Source organism: Pseudomonas sp. PA-1-3F, from assembly GCF_021609665.1.
Classification (GTDB): domain Bacteria; phylum Pseudomonadota; class Gammaproteobacteria; order Pseudomonadales; family Pseudomonadaceae; genus Aquipseudomonas; species Aquipseudomonas paracarnis.
Map to the genome: position 1 here is coordinate 42704 of NZ_WJZD01000034.1, position 19661 is coordinate 62364.

At 62.5% G+C, this 19661-nt stretch carries 18 protein-coding genes; 13 read left to right on the forward strand and 5 right to left on the reverse strand.

Annotation, left to right across the window (positions count from 1 at the left end; all coding sequences use genetic code 11):
• The first annotated feature begins 238 nt into the window (after positions 1–238).
• The 8 genes from prmA to GIV26_RS21925 all read left to right on the forward strand — a co-directional run bounded on the left by prmA (position 239) and on the right by GIV26_RS21925 (position 10709).
• A complete protein-coding gene (gene prmA, locus GIV26_RS21890; RefSeq protein WP_034134793.1) occupies positions 239–1117 on the forward strand; it encodes a 50S ribosomal protein L11 methyltransferase in 879 nt (292 codons plus the stop codon).
• Between the two features lie 30 nt (positions 1118–1147).
• A complete protein-coding gene (locus GIV26_RS21895) occupies positions 1148–2395 on the forward strand; it encodes a DUF3426 domain-containing protein (RefSeq protein ID WP_236282200.1) in 1248 nt (415 codons plus the stop codon).
• 185 nt (positions 2396–2580) lie between these two features.
• Positions 2581–3594, forward strand: a complete 1014-nt coding sequence (gene dusB / locus GIV26_RS21900) for a tRNA dihydrouridine synthase DusB (RefSeq protein WP_034126416.1) — start codon at positions 2581–2583, stop codon at positions 3592–3594.
• The gene (gene fis, locus GIV26_RS21905) at positions 3591–3911 is read left to right on the forward strand and encodes a DNA-binding transcriptional regulator Fis (RefSeq protein ID WP_002555375.1); all 321 of its coding nucleotides are present in this window, start codon (positions 3591–3593) and stop codon (positions 3909–3911) included. Before dusB ends, fis begins: the two co-directional genes overlap by 4 nt.
• A gap of 82 nt (positions 3912–3993) precedes the next feature.
• The gene (gene purH / locus GIV26_RS21910) at positions 3994–5601 is read left to right on the forward strand and encodes a bifunctional phosphoribosylaminoimidazolecarboxamide formyltransferase/IMP cyclohydrolase (RefSeq protein WP_034126415.1); all 1608 of its coding nucleotides are present in this window, start codon (positions 3994–3996) and stop codon (positions 5599–5601) included.
• Between the two features lie 125 nt (positions 5602–5726).
• Positions 5727–7019: a phosphoribosylamine--glycine ligase gene (gene purD / locus GIV26_RS21915; RefSeq protein WP_236282202.1), complete on the forward strand. Its 1293-nt coding sequence runs from the start codon at positions 5727–5729 to the stop codon at positions 7017–7019.
• 116 nt (positions 7020–7135) lie between these two features.
• Entirely contained in the window at positions 7136–9910 is a 2775-nt protein-coding gene (locus tag GIV26_RS21920; RefSeq protein ID WP_034126413.1) for a hybrid sensor histidine kinase/response regulator, read from the forward strand.
• Positions 9911–10112: 202 nt separating this feature from the next.
• Complete coding sequence (locus tag GIV26_RS21925; RefSeq protein ID WP_003171467.1) at positions 10113–10709, forward strand: MarC family protein; 597 nt, start codon at positions 10113–10115, stop codon at positions 10707–10709.
• Here the strand turns inward: GIV26_RS21925 and GIV26_RS21930 are convergent.
• From GIV26_RS21930 to cobG, 5 genes are all read right to left on the reverse strand, one after another.
• Positions 10706–11485 (reverse strand): hypothetical protein, encoded by a 780-nt coding sequence (locus GIV26_RS21930; RefSeq protein ID WP_054918794.1) that lies wholly within the window; start codon positions 11483–11485, stop codon positions 10706–10708. The genes GIV26_RS21925 and GIV26_RS21930 overlap by 4 nt on opposite strands.
• Before the next feature lie 237 nt (positions 11486–11722).
• Positions 11723–13360 (reverse strand): precorrin-3B C(17)-methyltransferase, encoded by a 1638-nt coding sequence (gene cobJ, locus GIV26_RS21935; protein ID WP_054896394.1) that lies wholly within the window; start codon positions 13358–13360, stop codon positions 11723–11725.
• Entirely contained in the window at positions 13360–14091 is a 732-nt protein-coding gene (locus tag GIV26_RS21940; RefSeq protein ID WP_054896393.1) for a precorrin-2 C(20)-methyltransferase, read from the reverse strand. Before GIV26_RS21940 ends, cobJ begins: the two co-directional genes overlap by 1 nt.
• Positions 14091–14717 carry a precorrin-8X methylmutase gene (locus GIV26_RS21945; RefSeq protein ID WP_034126410.1) on the reverse strand — a complete coding sequence of 209 codons (627 nt, stop codon included), beginning with the start codon at positions 14715–14717 and terminating at the stop codon, positions 14091–14093. Before GIV26_RS21945 ends, GIV26_RS21940 begins: the two co-directional genes overlap by 1 nt.
• On the reverse strand, positions 14710–16056 hold the full coding sequence (gene cobG, locus GIV26_RS21950; protein ID WP_236282204.1) for a precorrin-3B synthase: 1347 nt from the start codon (positions 16054–16056) through the stop codon (positions 14710–14712). The genes GIV26_RS21945 and cobG overlap by 8 nt, the downstream gene beginning before the upstream one ends.
• Positions 16057–16094: 38 nt before the next feature.
• Between cobG and cbiE the strand changes: the two genes are divergently transcribed.
• The 5 genes from cbiE to GIV26_RS21975 all read left to right on the forward strand — a co-directional run.
• Positions 16095–17300: a precorrin-6y C5,15-methyltransferase (decarboxylating) subunit CbiE gene (gene cbiE / locus GIV26_RS21955; protein WP_205548043.1), complete on the forward strand. Its 1206-nt coding sequence runs from the start codon at positions 16095–16097 to the stop codon at positions 17298–17300.
• The gene (locus GIV26_RS21960; protein ID WP_034126407.1) at positions 17297–18016 is read left to right on the forward strand and encodes a cobalt-precorrin-6A reductase; all 720 of its coding nucleotides are present in this window, start codon (positions 17297–17299) and stop codon (positions 18014–18016) included. Before cbiE ends, GIV26_RS21960 begins: the two co-directional genes overlap by 4 nt.
• Positions 18017–18440: 424 nt before the next feature.
• A complete protein-coding gene (locus GIV26_RS21965) occupies positions 18441–18833 on the forward strand; it encodes a DUF2946 domain-containing protein (protein WP_034126406.1) in 393 nt (130 codons plus the stop codon).
• Positions 18834–18880: 47 nt separating this feature from the next.
• Positions 18881–19363 (forward strand): copper chaperone PCu(A)C, encoded by a 483-nt coding sequence (locus tag GIV26_RS21970; protein ID WP_236282206.1) that lies wholly within the window; start codon positions 18881–18883, stop codon positions 19361–19363.
• A 10-nt stretch (positions 19364–19373) separates the two neighbouring features.
• Positions 19374–19661 (forward strand): DUF2946 domain-containing protein (locus tag GIV26_RS21975; RefSeq protein WP_236282208.1); only part of this gene is annotated, 288 nt, incomplete at its 3' end.

Sequence of the window (19661 nt, forward strand, 5' to 3'; positions counted from 1 at the left end):
CGGTTTTGTTGTTTATGGGCCACCGACCCCTGATCGTTCCCACGCTCGGCGTGGGAACGCCTCTTGTGGCGCTCCGCGCCACGCCTTAACAACGGGACGCGGAGCGTCCGAGGCGGCATTCCCACGCCGAGCGCGGGAACGATCGTCGGCGCAGTCGTCTTCTGGCTTGCTCTCGCGTAAACTTGCGCGCTTTCGCGGCCTGCCCGCCGCACATTCATTTTTTTCAAAGGTGCCCGCCATGCCTTGGCTGCAAGTCCGTCTCGCCATCAGCCCAGAACAAGCCGAAACCTACGAAGACGCGTTCCTCGAAGTGGGCGCCGTGTCGGTGACCTTCATGGACGCCGAAGACCAGCCGATTTTCGAGCCGGAACTCAACACCACGCCGCTGTGGTCCCACACCCACTTGCTGGCCCTGTTCGAGGACGGCACCGACGCCGCCGCCGTGCTGGCCCATATGGAACTGCTCACCGGCGGCCCGCTGCCCGAGCATCACAGCGAAGTCATCGAAGACCAGGACTGGGAACGCAGCTGGATGGACAACTTCCAGCCCATGCGTTTCGGCCAGCGCCTGTGGATCGTGCCAAGCTGGCACGCCGCGCCCGAGCCAGACGCCGTCAACCTGCTGCTGGACCCGGGCCTTGCGTTCGGTACCGGCACGCACCCGACCACCGCCCTGTGCCTGGAATGGCTGGACGGCCAGGACCTGACCGACAGCAACGTACTGGACTTTGGTTGCGGCTCGGGGATCCTGGCCATCGCCGCCCTGCTGTTGGGCGCCAAGGAGGCCGTGGGCACCGATATCGACGTGCAGGCCCTGGAAGCCTCCCGCGATAACGCCGGGCGCAACAACATTGCCGAAGGCAAATTCCCACTCTACCTGCCTGAGGACCTGCCCCAGGTTCAGGCCGATGTGCTGGTGGCCAATATCCTCGCCGGGCCACTGGTGTCGCTGGCGCCGCAACTGTCGAGCCTGGTCAAGCCGGGCGGGCGCCTGGCGCTGTCGGGCATCCTCGCCGAGCAAGGTGAAGACGTGGCTGCGGCCTACGCCAAAGACTTCGAGCTGGACCCGATCGCCAACCGTGATGGCTGGGTACGCATCAGCGGTCGTCGGCGCTAGAATGAGCGCTTGCCTGAATCGGATGGCCGCATGACCGACAGTTTCGTCACCCAGTGCCCACATTGCCAATCGCGCTTTCGCGTCAACCACGCTCAATTGAGCGTGGCCCGCGGCGTGGTGCGTTGCGGCTCGTGCCTGCAAGTGTTCAACGCCGCTCGCCAGTTGCTGGAGCAACGTGCCCAGGCGTCTGCGCCGGAACCTGAAGCGCCGACAACCCCCGAACCGATTGGCGAAGCACCTCCCGAGCCACCACGGGCCATCAGCCAGAAACAGTGGACGGCCGAAGAGCTGGACCTGGATAACCTGGACAAGGAACTGGCCAAGCTGGAACGTCGCGAGATCCAACATACCCAGGCCTTGGGTGCGGAACGTCGCCAGCCAGGTGCCGACCGTCGGCAAAAGGAAGAGTCCTTCAGCGCCAGCCGCGATACGGTCAAGGCCGAGGAAGAAAAGTGGGCGGCCAGCCTGTTCAGTGAGCCACCCCAAGAGCGCGCCCAGGCACCAGAAGAAGAGCCCGAGCCGGTTAAGGCACCTGCGTCCAAACAGCGCACCGAACCGTCCATGTCGGCCCACGTCGACGAACTCGATGACGAACCAGCTCTGCACGCCACTACCGTGGATGACGACCTCGACCCGCCGCTGATACCCACCCGCGACGAGCACGATGAACCTGAACCCGAAGACCGCGCACAGCCGCGCCGCAAGCGCGCGCGAACGGAGGCTGGTGTACACGACGAGTTGCTCCAGGACCTGGAAGACGACCCCCTGCACCTGTATGCGCAGAAGCGTCCGTCAGGCTGGGGTCGCCGTCTGGTCTGGATATTGTTGGTGGTACTCGCCGCCGCAGGCCTGGCCGGCCAGTACATCGCCTACCAATTCGACGACCTGGCCCGCCAGGACGCCTACCGTCCCTGGTTCCAGGCGTTATGCCCGAAACTGGGGTGCACCGTGCCATCGCGGGTCGACATTACCCACATAAAGAGCAGCAATCTGGTGGTGCGCAGCCACCCCGAATTCGCCGGGGCGCTGGTGGTCGATGCCATCATCTATAACCGTGCGACCTTCTCTCAGCCCTTCCCGCTGCTGGAGTTGCGCTTTGCGGACTTGAACGGCAGCCTGATTGCCAGTCGTCGCTTCAAGCCCGCCGAATACCTCAGCGGCGAGTTGGCTGGCGTCAGCGAAATGCCCTCGCAGACGCCTATCCACATCTCCCTGGACATTCTTGATCCGGGCAATAGAGCCGTGAACTACAGCCTGAGCTTCCACTCGCCCGAGTAAAACGGCGTGCCCACCGAGGTTTGACGGCGGATTATTGACTTGACCGCCGTCAACCAAACCGATGGCGATAAAAAAGTAACTGTTCAGATTTTATCCAATTCAGCCTTTAACCAGTCATCGAGAGCGGGTATCATGCCAACCCTTTTTCGAACTCTAATGATCCGGCCCCACAACAGGGAAGTCCTATGTCGGCGGTACGCATCGGCCCATACACATTGCAAAACGGCTTGATCCTCGCCCCGATGGCGGGTGTCACCGACCAGCCCTTTCGTCAGCTGTGCAAGCGTTTGGGCGCGGGTCTAGTAGTCTCTGAAATGGTTACCAGCGACATGAGTCTGTGGAACACCCGCAAGTCGCGGATGCGCATGATCCACGAAGGTGATCCCGAGCCACGCTCGGTGCAGATCGCCGGGGGCGATGCGCAGATGCTGGCGGATGCCGCACGGGCCAATGTGGAGCTGGGTGCACAGATCATCGACATCAACATGGGCTGCCCGGCCAAGAAGGTTTGCAACAAGGCCGCCGGTTCCGCACTGTTGAAAGATGAGCAGTTGGTCGCCGAGATCCTGCAGGCCGTTGTTGGCGCAGTGGATGTACCGGTGACCCTGAAGATTCGTACCGGTTGGGACCGGGACAACAAGAATGGCCTGACGGTGGCGAAGATCGCTGAACAGGCAGGCATTACAGCGCTGGCGGTGCATGGCCGTACCCGCGCCGACCTTTATACCGGTGAAGCCGAGTACGACACCATTGCCGCGATCAAGCAGGCCGTGTCGATGCCCGTCTTTGCCAATGGCGACATCGACAGTGCCGAGAAAGCCCGGCGCGTGCTGCACGCGACCGGTGCCGATGGCTTGTTGATTGGCCGGGCCGCCCAGGGGCGGCCGTGGATTTTTCGTGAAATCGAGCATTTCCTGCGTACCGGTGAAGTCTTGCCGGCACCAGAGTTGGTCGAGGTGGAACGTATTCTGCTAGAGCATCTGGCCGCCCTGCACGCCTTTTATGGGGACGTGATGGGAGTACGCATTGCTCGCAAGCATGTCGGCTGGTATCTCGCCACCTTGCCGGGCGCCAAGGAATTCCGCGCTCAGTTCAATCGTTTGGATGAAACGCAGGCACAGGTCGCCACCGTTCGTGAGTTCTTCGCCGGACGCGACAAGAGCCTGGGAACAGGGGATGGAGAAGGGGTGGCCGCATGACGATGATGACCGAGACTTTAGTGAGTGGAACAACACCCGTGAGCGACAATGTCAATTTGAAACAGCACCTCAACACGCCGAGCGAAGAAGGCCAGACCCTTCGCGGGAGTGTCGAGAAGGCGCTGCACAATTATTTCGCCCACCTTGAGGGCGCTTCCGTCACGGATGTGTACAACCTGGTGCTCTCCGAAGTCGAGGCGCCCTTGCTCGAAAGCGTGATGAACTACGTCAAGGGCAACCAGACCAAAGCCAGTGAGCTGCTGGGCCTCAACCGTGGCACCTTGCGCAAAAAGCTCAAGCAGTACGATTTGCTGTAAGCATTCAATCAAACCAGAAAGGCGCCCGCGTAAAACCGGTCGCCTTTTTTGCTGACTTCCTTTGCTTTTGATGGAAATTGAGATGACCGACCAGACCACCCGCCTGCCGATCCGCCGTGCCTTGATCAGTGTTTCCGACAAGACCGGGATCCTTGAATTTGCCCGGGAGCTGGAAGCCCTGGGTGTGGAAATCCTCTCCACGGGCGGGACCTTCAAACTGCTGCAGGACAACGGCGTGGCCGCAGTAGAAGTCGCGGACTACACCGGTTTCGCAGAAATGATGGACGGTCGCGTCAAGACCCTGCACCCGAAAATCCACGGCGGCATCCTCGGCCGTCGCGGCATCGACGACGCCATCATGACCGAGCACGGCATCAAGCCGATCGACCTGGTGGCCGTTAACCTCTACCCGTTCGAAGCCACCATCAACAAGCCAGGTTGCGACCTGCCGACCGCCATCGAAAACATCGACATCGGCGGCCCGACCATGGTGCGCTCGGCGGCCAAGAACCATAAGGACGTGGCCATCGTGGTCAATGCCAGCGACTACGCCAACGTCCTGGAAAACCTCAAGGCCGGTGGCCTGACCTACGCCCAGCGCTTCGACCTGATGCTCAAGGCGTTCGAACACACCGCCGCCTATGACGGCATGATCGCCAACTACATGGGCACCGTGAACCAAGCGGCTGACACCCTGAGCACAGAAGGTCGCAGCCAGTTCCCGCGCACCTTCAACAGCCAGTTCATCAAGGCCCAGGAAATGCGCTACGGTGAGAACCCGCACCAGAGTGCGGCGTTCTACGTGGAAGCCAAGCCGGCCGAAGTGGGCATCGCCACCGCCACTCAACTGCAAGGCAAAGAACTCTCCTACAACAACGTGGCCGACACTGACGCCGCGCTGGAATGCGTAAAGAGCTTCGTCAAGCCGGCCTGCGTGATCGTCAAGCACGCCAACCCGTGCGGCGTGGCCGTCAGCCCGGACGCTGAAGGCGGTATCCGCCAGGCGTACGAACTGGCCTACGCCACCGACACCGAATCCGCATTCGGCGGCATCATTGCCTTCAACCGCGAACTGGATGCCGAGACCGCCAAGGCCATCGTCGAGCGTCAGTTCGTCGAAGTGATCATCGCCCCAAGCGTCAGCGAAGAAGCCCGCGCCATCGTCGCCGCCAAAGCCAACGTGCGCCTGCTGGCCTGTGGCGAGTGGTCGGCAGACCGCGCCGCGGCCTGGGACTACAAGCGCGTCAATGGCGGCCTGCTGGTGCAGAGCCGCGACATCGGCATGATCGGCAGCGATGACCTGAAAGTCGTGACCAAGCGCGCGCCGACCGAGCAAGAGATCAACGACCTGATCTTCGCCTGGAAAGTGGCCAAATACGTCAAGTCCAACGCCATCGTCTACGCCAAGAACCGCCAGACCATCGGTGTCGGCGCTGGCCAGATGAGCCGCGTGAACTCGGCACGTATCGCCGCGATCAAGGCTGAACATGCCGGTTTGCAGGTGGTGGGCTCGGTGATGGCTTCCGATGCGTTCTTCCCGTTCCGTGACGGCCTGGACAACGCCGCGAAAGCAGGCGTGACCGCCGTGATCCAACCAGGCGGTTCGATGCGTGATGCAGAAGTCATCGCCGCTGCTGATGAAGCTGGCATTGCGATGGTCTTCACCGGCATGCGCCACTTCCGCCACTGATTGATCGTTCCCACGCTCCGCGTGGGAACGCAGCCAGGGACGCTCCGCGTCCCTCGGACGCAGAGCGTCCGTAGAGGCATTCCCACGCAGAGCGTGGGAACGATCATCCTAACGAGGTTTTTGAAATGAATGTTTTGATCATTGGCAGCGGTGGCCGTGAACACGCCCTGGCCTGGAAAGTAGCCCAGGACCCACGCGTGCAGAAAGTCTTCGTTGCTCCCGGCAACGCCGGCACCGCCATCGAAGCCAAGTGTGAAAACGTCGCCATCGACGTGCTGGCCCTGGAGCAGTTGGCGGATTTTGCCGAGAAGAATGTTTCCCTGACCATCGTCGGCCCGGAAGTGCCACTGGTAGCAGGCGTCGTCGATCTGTTCCGCAGCCGTGGCCTGGATTGCTTTGGCCCTACCGCTGGCGCCGCCCAGCTGGAAGGCTCGAAAGCCTTTACCAAGGACTTCCTGGCTCGCCACAAGATCCCGACGGCCGACTACCAGAACTTCACCGAGATCGAACCGGCCCTGGCTTACCTGCGTGAGAAAGGCGCACCGATCGTGATCAAGGCCGATGGCCTGGCTGCCGGCAAAGGCGTGATCGTCGCCATGACCCTGCAGGAAGCCGAAGACGCCGTGCGCGACATGCTCGCCGGCAATGCCTTTGGTGACGCCGGTTCACGCGTAGTCATCGAGGAGTTCCTCGACGGCGAGGAAGCCAGTTTTATCGTGATGGTCGACGGCAAGAACGTATTGCCGATGGCCACCAGCCAGGACCACAAGCGCGTCGGCAACGGCGACAGTGGCCCGAACACCGGCGGCATGGGTGCCTACTCCCCGGCACCCGTTGTCACCGCCGACGTCCACCAGCGCGTCATGGACCTGGTGATCTGGCCAACCGTGCGCGGCATGGCGGATGAAGGCAACGTGTACACCGGTTTCCTCTATGCCGGCCTGATGATCGACAAAGCCGGTAACCCCAAAGTCATCGAGTTCAACTGCCGCTTCGGCGATCCGGAAACCCAACCGGTGATGCTGCGCCTGCAATCGAGCCTGGTGCTGCTGGTGGAAGCCGCCCTCGCCCAGGCCCTGGACAAGATCGAAGCGCAGTGGGACCCACGACCTAGCGTTGGGATTGTGCTGGCGGCCGGTGGCTACCCCGCCGACTACGCCAAGGGCGATGTGATCGAAGGCCTCGACGCCGCCGCTGCGCTGGAAGGCAAGGTGTTCCATGCAGGCACCGCGCTCAAGGACGGCAAAGTTGTAACCGCCGGTGGCCGCGTGTTGTGCGCCACCGCGATGGGTGCCAGTGTCGATGCCGCGCAACAACAGGCATACAAACTGGCGGCGAAAATCGACTGGAAGGGCTGCTTCTACCGCACCGACATTGGCTACCGTGCCATTGCCCGCGAACGCGGTGAGAACAACTGAGCAGCTACACTTGCAGTAGCTATCCGTTCGGTTAGGTAAGGGCCTTTGGCCCTTGCCGTACCCTGTTGCCCCGCGCATAGTTAACCCGTGCATCCACCTACCGAAGGGATTTCGCCGTGCGCTGGCTCAGGATCGCCATAGGTTTCACAATCAGTCTGCTGACCCTGCTCTGCTTGCTACCGGCCCAGGCCGCTGCGCAAGGCAGTGGCTGGGCAGTATTGCTTGATGAACAGGCCGACCTGCAACTGAGCGATATCCGTTCCGCCCGCTATACCAATCAATTCAGCCCCATCGAACTGGACCGGATCACCGCCGCGCAGCCGGACGGTGCGTTGTGGGTGCGTTTCAGGTTGCAGCCCGGCAAGCACGAACAAGTGCTGCGGGTGTTCGCCCCGGACCTCTCCAGCCTGAGCCTCTATGTGCTGGACGGCGACACCCTGGTGGAGCAACAAACCACCGGCACACGCCAACCCCAGGCTGAGCGCTCGTTGCCCAGCAGTGACTTCATGCTGCCGATGCCTCAGAGCCAACGGCCACTGGAGGTATACCTGCGCCTGGTCTCGGAACACGAGCTGCGCCCTTACATCACCCTGGAACCAGCGGTGCTGGCCGCCGCCAACCAGAACCAGACGCTGATCTACGGCCTGCTGTTCGGCGTGCTGTCGATGCTGATCCTGCACAACCTCACGCGCTTCGCCTACCACCGCTCGCGCAGCAGCCTGTGGCTGGCCGCGTGCGAGTTCCTGTTGATGCTCAGCCTGGCGCTGTTGCTCAACCTGGTGGGGCCATGGCTGCCGAACTGGCACGCAATCCAGACCCCCGGTGCCTACCTGGCCCTGCTGCTGACCGCACCCTGTGGGCTGATGTTCGCCTACCGCTTCTTCATGCCCCTGGGCCCGCACCCGCTGAACAAAGTGTTGATGGCCGACATCCTGCTGATCATCCTGTGCGGCCTGCTCCTGTTGTTCGTCAACACCTTGCCGCTGAACATCATCACCTATGCCCTGGTCGCGCTGGCGGGCCTGAGCATGCTGTTTGTCTCGGCCTATCACTGGCAAAAAGGCTACCGCCCGGCGCGCTTGTTCGTGGCGGCCATGGTGGTGTTCAACATCGGCACGCTGATCATTCTGCCCGCACTGCTCGGCCTTACCCTGGTGGCGCCACAGGGGCTGATCGTCACCCTGTTGAGCTTTATCTGCCTCAGTGGCCTGCTGATGAGCCTGGCCCTCGGCGAGCGCCAGCGCGCCATTGTCGAAACCCGTTTCAGCCTGAGCCGCGACCTGGCGGCCAGCAATGCCGAAATCGCCGCCAAAGCCGAGTTCCTGGCGAAGATCAGCCACGAAATCCGCACGCCCATGAACGGTGTGCTGGGCATGACCGAGTTGCTGCTGGGCACGCCGTTGTCGGTGAAGCAACGCGACTATGTGCAGACCATCCACAGCGCCGGTAATGAGTTGCTCACCCTGATCAACGAGATTCTCGACATTTCCAAGCTCGAATCCGGGCAGATCGAACTCGATGATGTGCAGTTCGATCTCAATGCATTGATCGACGACTGCCTGAGCATCTTCCGCGCCAAGGCCGAGCAACAGAATGTCGAGCTGATCAGCTTCATCCAACCCCAGGTACCACGAGTGATCAGCGGTGACCCGACGCGACTGCGCCAGGCTTTACTGAGCCTTCTGGAAAACGCCCTGCACAAAACCGATGAAGGCGAAGTGCTGATCGTTGTCGCCCTGGATGAGCGCAGCACCAAGCCACGCCTGCGCATTGCCGTGCAAGACAGCGGCGTGCCCATGGAAGCTGCCGAACGCGACGCCCTGTTGCACAGCGAACTGCACAGCAAGAACTTCCTTTCGGCGACGCGCTTGAGCGGCCACTTGGGCTTGGTCATCGCACGCCAGCTGATCTTGTTGATGAACGGCGAGTTCGGCGTCAAGAGTGGGAGCCACCAGGGCAGTACCCTGTGGCTGACCCTGCCGCTGGACCCGGAACGCCTGGAACACCCGACCAGCGACCTCGACGGCCCGCTCAAGGACGCCCGCGTGCTGGTGGTGGACGACAACGACACCTGCCGCAAAGTCCTGGTGCAACAATGCACGGCCTGGGGCCTGAACGTCAGCGCCGTGCCTTCGGGCAAGGAGGCCCTGGCGCTGCTGCGCACCAAGGCGCACCTGCGTGATTATTTCGACGTGGTACTGCTGGACCAGAACATGCCCGGCATGACCGGCATGCAACTGGCGGCGAAAATCAAGGAAGACCCGAGCCTGAACCACGACATCCTGCTGATCATGCTCACCGGAATCAGTAACGCACCGAGCAAGATCATTGCGCGCAACTGCGGGATCAAGCGCATCCTCGCCAAACCGGTGGCTGGCTATACCCTCAAGACCACCCTGGCTGATGAACTGGCCCAGCGCAGCAAAGGCGCACCCGTGGCACGCCCGGCCCCCAGCGCACCGGCAGCCATGACCGTGCCCAGCGATTTCCGCATCCTGGTAGCCGAAGACAACAGCATTTCCACCAAAGTGATTCGTGGCATGCTCGGCAAGCTCAATCTCGACCCGGACACCGCCAGCAACGGCGAAGAAGCGCTGCAAGCGATGAAAGCCCAGCGCTATGACCTGGTATTGATGGACTGCGAAATGCCGATTCTCGATGGCTTCTCCGCCACACAGCAACTGCGGGCATGGGAAGTCAGCCACCAACGCGTGCGCACGCCAGTGGTGGCGCTCACCGCGCATATCCTGTCGGAACACAAAGAACGCGCACGCCAGGCAGGCATGGACGGGCATATGGCCAAGCCGGTGGAACTGTCGCAGTTGCGCGAGCTGGTGGACTACTGGGTCGCGCAGCGCCAACAGCGCCCTGAGCACAGCACCCTTTCCTGATGATCGTTCCCACGCTCCGCGTGGGAATGCCGCCCGGGACGCTCCGCGTCCTGCTTGAACGCGACGCAGGGCGTCACTGGATGTATTCCCACGCAGAGCGTGGGAACGATCACACCCACCGCTATCGCAGGCAAGCCAGCTCCCACATTTGATCTGTGTCGGATAGACTCCTCCACACTTTCCCCGCCCGCGAGCCGCCCTCATGCTCCATGTGTTATTCAGCGTTTACCTGAAGATGCTGGTGCTCTACAGCCCGTTCTTTGTGCTGTCCTGCTTTATCAGCCTGACCCGTGGCTATTCCAGCAAGGAGCGTCGGCGCCTGGCGTGGAAAGTTGCACTGGCCACCCTGGTATCGAGCGTGCTGCTCTACCTGTTTGGCCGGGTGATTTTCAGTGTGTTCGGCATTACCGTCGACGCGTTCCGTATCGGCGCCGGCAGCGTGTTGTTTATCTCCGCCCTGGGCATGGCCCAGGGCAAGTCGGCGGTGCAGACCGACAACGTGCAGCAGGACGTGACCATCGTGCCGCTGACCATCCCTCTCACCGTCGGCCCCGGCACCATCGGCGCCTTGCTGGTGATGGGCGTCAGCCAACCACACTGGGACGACAAGCTTACCGCCATCCTCAGTATTGCCCTGGCCAGCCTGACGGTAGGCGTGGTGCTGTACCTGTCCAACCGTATCGAACGCATTCTCGGCGACCAGGGCTTGCAGATTGTCAGCCGGTTGATGGGCCTGTTCGTCTGCGCCCTGGCCGCGCAAATCATTTTTACCGGGGTACGCGGCTACCTGGTGCCCTAGATCCGGTATTTGGCGATAGCCATTTCCACTTTGTCACCGGCGCTTTCGCGCATCAGTTGGATGGTTTTCTCGTTGACCATAGAGGTATTGAGCACCAGGCAAGTCTGCCCGCTGAACGCCTCGAACGAGGAGCTATCCCACTCCAGGAAGGGCAGGCCCACCTGTTTATCCACACCATGGGTGCTGTAGGTCACCAGCACCATGATCAACTCGCCGTCTGTTTCAGCGCAGGAGGCCAGGCCGAAATCGCCGCCCTCATGCACCGCGCAATTGCGCTTGAACAGCTCGAAAGACGCTGGCTGACGCTTCAATGCATCCAGCGCATCGGCGGCCAGCTTGGGCAAGGCGCTAAGCAGTGGCCCGAACAGCGCCGTCGACGTCAGCATCGAGGCGATGATATTCAGCGCCGCCAGTTGCACCGTCAGGCCCTTGCCCGCACGCGAGACCCGCTCAAAGCGACTGCGCAGCGGCAGCCACCCCAGGCTGACCATTACCTTGATAAATTCCTCGTACCACGCCTCGCTGCCCCGCTGGACGTTCAGCACATCGCTCACATAACTGCTGGCCAGCAGATAGCTTTTGCGTACGTATTCGCGGTTCAACGCCGACAAGCCTTCGGCAAATGAAATCACCCCGTTGTTGACCACGGCCGCATTGCAATCATCGTCGCTATCCAGCGCGCAAGCGGCCTGCCTGGCAGGTGCGCCCGGCAATTTGTAGGCGGCAATCAACTTGCGCCTTTTTTTACTGTTGATCCTTCTGTGACGTCGCTCCATTTTCTGTTCTCCACAAGCACCCCACATGGGGCTTGCTTCCACCCTAGTCCAGGGAGCATCGGGGTTTCCATGCGATAAACATCCCTTGGACTGCCCCGCCCAAAACCAGCGTCCAGCAATGACAAGGCGCGGCGGGCAGGCGTGCGGTTTTCATCGCATAAAAAAGAAAAAGCCCCGAACAACGCCAGGGGAATCCCTGGGTTATTCGGAGCTTTCCGGCAGCCAACCGGGCTGTTTTCAGGAGTTGGGTTTGTCGCCATACCAACGTGGTGTGTACACCCACTCGCCGCCACCCGCGCGCGGGAACACACAGGTGGTGGATGAACCGATCAGCACCATGGTGCGCATGTCCACCTGCTCGGGCGTCAGTTGCCCCAAGGTAGTGACGCGCAGCGTCTGGCCTGGACGGCCGATGTCACGGCCCAGCACCACCGGCGTCTGCGGCGTGCGATGCAGCGCGACGATCTCTAGGGCGCGTCCCAGTTGCCAAGGCCGCGACCTGGAGATCGGGTTGTAGAACGCCAAGGCCAGGTCGGCCTGGGAAGCCAGGTCCAGGCGTTTTTCGATGATCGCCCAGGGCTTGAGATTATCCGACAGCGACATCACACAGAAGTCATGCCCCAGCGGCGCGCCCGCCTGGGCAGCGGTGGCCAGCGAAGCGGAAACCCCCGGCAGGATTTCCAGGTCGACCTGATGCCAGGCCGGCTCGCTGGACTCGTGCAGCGCCTCGATCACCGCCGCGGCCATGGCGAATACACCCGGGTCACCAGAGGACACCACCACCACCGAGCGGCCTTGCGCGGCTAGCTCGAAGGCGTGGCGGGCGCGCTGCATTTCTTCGCGGTTGTCAGTGCAGTGTTGCACTTGGTCGTCCCGGAACGGCCCGGCCATGCGCACGTAGGTTTCATACCCCAGCACATCGGTGCAACGCGCCAGTTCCGCCTTCACCGCCGGCACCATCAATTCAGCAGCGCCGGGGCCCAGGCCAATCACCGCCAGACGCCCGCGGGGGCGCCCAACCTGTGACAGATCCAAGGGCTGCTCGGCCACGGTGATACTGATGTCCGCAACGGGTTCCAGTACGGCAAAACGCAGCGGTACACCCAAGGCCGACGCGGCTTCATGCAAGGACGCGTCAGCCATCTGCAGGTCGCTGGCCAGCAGGCAGGCCAGGGATTGCACGGCCACGCCAGCCTCCTGCAACGCCGAGCGCACACGCTCGGCCAACTGCGCACCCGGCCGGCAGGTGGCGTAGACATTCTGCGGGTAAATCAGCAACTCGTTGGCTGCCGGTGTGCGCTCGGCACTGCCCACATGAATCGCCAGGCGCGCCTGTTGATCCTGAGGCAGGTTAGCGTCCTCCAGCCATGGCGCCGCGCCTTCAATGCGCACGCTTTCGCCGGCCAGAAGGTCGCAGACAAAGCGTTTGCCCAGCTCGATGTCGGCCAGTTGATAGCCCGCCGGCGGGTTGAGCAGGCAGGTGCCAAAACGCAACTCGCCGCTGGTGGTGATGGCGGCGGACACGCCGAGCGCTGCCGCAATATCGCGCGCCATGAGGTTCACGCCCCCCAGGCCACCGAGCAACGGCACCACAGCGCTGCCGTCTTCAGCCACGGCCAGCACGGCGGGTTCTTCACCCTTTTCCAGCAGCAACGGTGCCAGGGTGCGAATCACAATGCCCGCGGCGCACAGGGCAATTAGCGGCGTGCCCTGCTGATAGAGCTGACGCAAGGTCGCGCCGAATTCGCTGTAGGTACGGTCTGCCCCCTCAACCCGTGTGGCCAAACCGTGGATCAACGCGCCGGGGTAAACCTGTTGGAGCTTGCGCGCAGTCGCCAGGCTGCCTTGACCCAGAATCACAATCGCCGGGGTCATCAACCTTGCCACCGTTCACCGGGCACGATGATCAGTGAGAAATACGGCGACGACATCGGCTCCACCTGATCCAGCGACACGATCTTCTGGTTGGCCATGGTCGCGCGTTCCACGTACAACGCCCGCTCGGCCAGACCCAGCTCTTCCAACACCTGGCGCACTTTCGGGAAGTTGCGCCCCAGCTTCATGATCACTGCGGCATCGGCATCGGCCAGGCGGCGCTTGAGATCCTCATGGGGCAATACGCCCGAGAGCACCGACAAGCTCTGATTGCGATACACCAACGGCGCGCCGAGTACCGAGGCACCACCGAGCATCGAGCACACACCTGGAATCACCTGGGCCTCGTAGCGCTCGGCCAGGCGGTCATGCAGGTACATGTAGGAGCCGTAGAAAAACGGGTCACCTTCGCAGATCACCGCCACGTCGCGGCCCGCGTCCAGGTGCGCGGCCACGTCGAGGCTGGCATTGTCGTAGAAGTCGCTGATCACCTGCTCGTAGGACAGCGGCGCCGGCAGCACTTCGGTGGTTACCGGGTACACCAGCGGCATCAGGGTCTGTTGCGGCACCAGGTGGTCCTCGATGATGCCGAAGGCGTTGCCCTTCTTGCCCTTGGCCACGAAGTACGCCACCACCGGCGATTCACGCAGCAGGCGCAGGGCTTTGAGGGTAATCAGTTCCGGGTCACCGGGGCCGACGCCCAGGCCGATCAAACGTCCGCGCACCTGCATTATTCAACCTCCGTGGCCAGGGCATTGACGGCGGCAGCAGCCATGGCGCTGCCGCCCAGGCGACCTTGCATGATCACGAACGGCACCCCACGACTATCAGCGGCGAGCATGGCCTTGGATTCGGCGGCGCCGACAAAGCCCACCGGGAAACCCAGGATCAACGCCGGTTTCGGCGCGCCGGCATCGAGCATTTCCAACAGATAGAACAACGCGGTCGGCGCGTTGCCGATCACCACCACACTGCCTTCCAGATGCGGGCGCCACAGTTCAAGGGCGGCGGCGGAACGGGTATTGCCCAGTTCCCGCGCCAGCTCCGGCACGCTGTCGTCGCGCAGGGTGCAGATCACTGGGTTATTGGCTGGCAGGCGCGCGCGGGTCACGCCTTCGGAGACCATCCGCGCATCGCACAGAATCGGCGCGCCAGCGGCCAGCGCATCGCGCCCGGCCTTGCCCGCACCTTCGGAGAATTGCAGACCGTCGATGGCCTCGACCATGCCGCACGCATGGATCACCCGCACCGCGAGTTTTTCCAAATCGGCCGGGATGCGGTCCAACTTGGCTTCCGCGCGAATAATGGCGAAGGAGTTGCGATAGATCTCCTGACCGTCGCGGATGTAATCAATCATCGGTGTTGCTCCGTGGACGAGCGCGCAACAGGGCGCCCGCCGCTTCAATGGAAAGAGTGCGCGCGTGAAGCCGGCCAAAACCAGGCTGGGTTGCATCGCAAAAATAGAGGTCGTAGTGGCCGGGGCTCACCGCCAGCAAGGTGACTGGCGCGGTGTGCGCGGCAGCGCAGGAGCGCAGGCAGCCGGACAGATGCACCTCAACGCCCGGTTGCAGAGCGGCCAGTTGCACGGCGTCGGCCTTGGTGTCGGCCAAGCCTTTTGCGCAGCCGCTGGAACCGGTGCAGGCAATCATGCGCGCCAGCGGGTGGCCGAGCGAGCAGATAAAGCCCAGTTGCGCGAGGCGCTCGGTCACGGCGTGAGGCCTTTCGACGTTGGGCACCAGCACGCCTTGCCAGGGGGTAAAGCGCAAGGTGCCGTCCCCATAGTCACTGGCCAGTTGTGCGGCGCCCTTGAGCATCGTCGGGTTCAGGCGGCCCAAGGGCGCGAGGGCGGCGACATAGAACTGATTCTTTTGCACTTGTGAATAAGTGCCCACCTGTAGCGACGCGTCGCTGGCCGGGCGTGTGAAGCCGTCGGCTGGCAGCAACGGCAAGCGCAAATGGTTCAGCACGTTATCCACAGGCAAATGGCGCATGCGCGTTTGTTCTGGGGTGGCGAGGTCCAGAAACGCTTCCAGCACGGCCACGACCAACCCATGCCCCTGGTTCAAAGGCACGGCGGCCAGGGGCGCATCCAGGCCCGGACAGCCGGCCAGGCCGAACGCGAGCAGGGTTTCGCCATGGCGTACGAAGGCCGACAACCACAGGTCGTGGTGATGCTCGAGCATCGCCAGGTCTTCGCCGCCATCGAGTTGCACCGCGAACTTGGCCGACAGTTCATGGAAACGCGGATGGTTCTCCAGGGTGGCGAGGATCTGCGCGGCCAGCGGGCGGGTGTCGAACAGCATCTGCGGGTCAATGCCAGCGCTGGGGCTGAGCATCAGGTTGCGCACGTCGTCACCGCCCGCGTTGCTGGGGCCCAGGCCCGCCGCCAGTAGTCGGGCGATCAACGCCTCCTGCTCGGCGCCGATGCCGCGGATCTGCAGGTTGGCGCGGTTGGTCGCCTCAATCACCCCGCCCGCATACGCCTGGGCCGCGTCCGCCAAGGCGTGGGCCTGGGCGGCAGTGATCGCGCCGCCCGCCAATTTGACTCGGCAAATGCCACCGTCCAACGCCTGGACAATACGCAGCAACCCCGGACAAGCCGAGGGGCGCAAGGTATTCACAGCGGGCGTTGGGTTCACGGGGCTACCGGTTGACGGGTAAAGGCGCGGTATTATGCCTGCTTTGTCCGGCGGCATGAAAAGCCTGCCCGTCGGATGTCGTTCAAGGAATTGATATGTCGCCCTGGCTGACGGTTGTAGGCATCGGTGAAGACGGCTTCAAAGGCCTGGGCAGAAATGCCCGGCATGCCCTGTTGCGCGCCACGCGGATTATAGGCGGCCAACGCCAGTTGGACCTGTTGCCGGTGTGTATTCGTGGCGAACGCCAAGTGTGGCCGAGCCCGTTTTCCCTGGAGCCAGTGTTGTCGCGGCGCGGGGAGCCCGTGTGCGTTCTGGCCAGTGGCGATCCGATGTTCTATGGCGTCGGCGCCAGCCTGGCGCGGCAAGTGCCAGCTGAAGAGTTGTTGATTTTGCCCGCGCCATCGTCGGTATCCCTGGCGGCGGCGCGCCTGGGCTGGCCGTTGCAGGAGGTGGTGACGTTATCCGTGGTGGCCCGTCCGGTGGCGGCACTTAATGCGCATCTGGCCAGTGGCGTGCGCTTGTTGGTGTTGAGCAATGACGGCAACAGCCCCGCGTTGATTGCGGCGTTGTTGGCCGAGCGCGGCTTTGGCCCCAGTCGGATAACTGTGTTTGAACACTTGGGCGGCCCGGCTGAGCGGCGTATCGACGGGCATGCGCAAGCGTGGGAGCCCACGGCGGTTGCCGATTTGAACCTGATCGCCATCGACTGCCTGGCGGATGCGAACGCACCGCGTCTGTCGCGCCTTGCAGGCTTGCCCGACGCAGCTTTCAAGCACGACGGCCAACTGACCAAACGCGATGTGCGCGCCATGACCCTCGCCCGCCTCGCGCCCATGCCGGGCGAACTGTTATGGGACGTGGGCGCGGGCAGTGGCTCCATCGGTATTGAATGGATGCGCACCCATCCCAGCTGTCGCGCCTTCGCGATCGAAGCCGACGCAGGCCGACAAAGCCTGATCGAACACAACCGCGACGCCCTCGGCGTGCCCGGCCTGCAACTGATTCGCGGCAAGGCGCCGGAGGCGTTAAGCGGCCTGGAAACGCCGGACGCCATCTTTATCGGCGGCGGCGTCACCCGCGACGGCGTGCTCGACACCTGCTGGCAACACCTGCGCCCCGGTGGCCGCCTGGTTGCCAATGCCGTGACCCTGCAAAGCGAAATGACCTTGATGAACTGGCGCGCCGAGCATGGCGGTGAACTGACCCGCATCCACGTGGCCCAGGCGCAGCCCCTGGGCGAGTTCGATACCTGGCGCCAGGCGCTGCCGATCACGTTGCTGGAAGTGATCAAGCTGCTATGAAAAGGATTCTATTACTGGGCGGGGTCACGGAAGCGCTGGCCATCGCCCGTACCCTGGGGCCGCAGCATATCTACAGCCTGGCCGGCGTGGGCCGCGTACCAACCGACCTGAACTGCAAGGTTCGTGTCGGGGGTTACGGAGGTGCTGAAGGGTTAGCGCAGTTTATTCGTGACGAACGTATCAGCCTGATCATTGACGCCACCCATCCGTATGCGGCGCAGATCAGCCAAAACGCGGCCCAAGCGGCGCAATTGAGCGATGTGCCTTGCTGGGCATTGCGACGCCCAGCCTGGCAGCCGCAGCCGGGGGATGATTGGCGCGAGGTCGCCGACTGGGCCGAACTGGCCGAAGCGCTCAAACCCTTCAAGCGCCCTCTGTTCACCTTGGGTCGCGAACCCTTGCAGCACCTCGACGAAATCCCCGCCGAGCAGTTCTGGACCTTGCGCGCGCTGGATGTGTATCCCGGCAACGAGCGCTGTGAGGTGATCGGCGCACGCGGACCGTTCATCATCAAGGACGAGCGGGCGTTATTCGAAGAACGGCGGATTGATGTGCTGATCAGCAAGAACAGCGGCAGCACCGCCACCGAGCCAAAGCTGGAAGTGGCGCGTGAGCGTGGGGTGCCGGTGTTGGTGTTGAAGCGGCCGGTGTTGGCTGCCGTAGATCGAGAGTTCACAGCAGTGCCGGCGTTGCTACAAGCAATCACTCTTTTCTAAACACCACCTATCCAATGTGGGAGCGTGCTTGCTCGCTCCCACACTTTGGAATTGCGTTATCAAATGACGGTAGTAGATCAGCCAGCCAAGGCGCTAGCTCAATCAACTGCGCAACCATTGGCTGGAAAAAGCCCTATACCTGACTTGATCGTTCCCACGCTCCGCGTGGGAATGCATCCTGTGATGCTCCGCGTCACGGCTTTAAAAGCGGACGCAGAGCGTCCAACGCGGCATTCCCACGCAGAGCGTGGGAACGATCAGCCCGCCTGGTGCGCCGCGTCCTTTCTGCAAAATTGGCAAGCGGCCGTTCTCGTCTATCCTCAAACCCAACACTGCGACACCAAACCACACCCGCCCTTTTTACTTATCCCCCCCGATCAGGCTAAATACCCGCCTGATCGTTTAACCCTACGGATTATCCGCCATGGCCCGTCAACGCTTTGCAATTGCCTGGATCGCCTGCCTTGCAGTGCTGTTCAATGCGTTTGCCATGCCGTTGGCCAGTGCAATGCAGCAGACCGATGACCCGGTCAAGCGTCTGATGTGGGGCGGGTTCTGTTCGTCCAATGGCGCGAGCCTCAAGGCGATTGCCCTGGGCAAGCTGGAAATTCCCGCACCGCCGGACGATCACTCTGCCATGCAGCATTGCTGGTGTTGCTCGGGCTCTGCGCCGTTGGTGGCGTTGCCGGGGCATGTGCCGCAGTTGTATGTGACGCGCTTCGAGGCGGTGCAGAACTTGCCGCCGCGCTTATTGCGCAATCCAACCCCGCGCCAGCAATGGCCGAGCCTTAACCCCCGCGCTTCTCCAACGGTCTGATCTTCTTCGCAAGTGAACTGCGTTTAGAACCGTTCTGGAGAACTGCCATGCTTAAATCTTCCCTGCTTCTGGCTGCGTTGCTGCTGCCGGTGTTCAGTGCTGCCAATGCCGAAGACTACAAGGCCGGCGATTTGCTGGTGAGCGACCCCTGGTCTCAGGAGTTGCCACCGAATGCGCCTACCGTCGCCGCCTACTTTGTAATTCATAACACCGGGGCGGCCCCGGATCGCCTGCTCAGCGTTGAAACCAGCGTTGCCGAAAAAGCCGAGCTGCATGAGCACGTGATGCAAGGCGATTTGATGAAGATGCAACAAGTGCCCAGCGTCGCCGTACCGGCCAAGGGTGAACTGACCTTCGCGCCGATGGCCTATCACGTCATGCTGCTTGGCCTCAAAGACCGCAGCCTGCTGGCCGACGGCAAGCAATTCCCGCTGACCCTGACCTTCGAAAACGCCGGCAAGGTCGAGGTGCAAGTGTCGGTGCACAAAGCGCCGCCAATGGCCGGCCACGAGCATATGCACGCCCAGTAAGCCAAACCCGATGGGCGCCCCTCGCGCCAGGTTGTCTCCCCACCGCCGCCTGATGCGCGGCAGTTGGATCAGCCTGTTCGCCATGCTGATGATTTTTATCGGTCCGCTGATTTCCCAAGCGATGCCGATGGATCATCACGCCAGCATGTCCATGACCATGGACATGCCCAACTGCCATGGTGAACCTGCGCAGCACAGCAAAGCCCCCGACGAGCATCATGTTCTCTGGGAAAAATGCGGCTATTGCAGCTTGCTGTTCAGTTGCCCGGCCCTGCCCGGCAGCGTCTCCTACGTAACC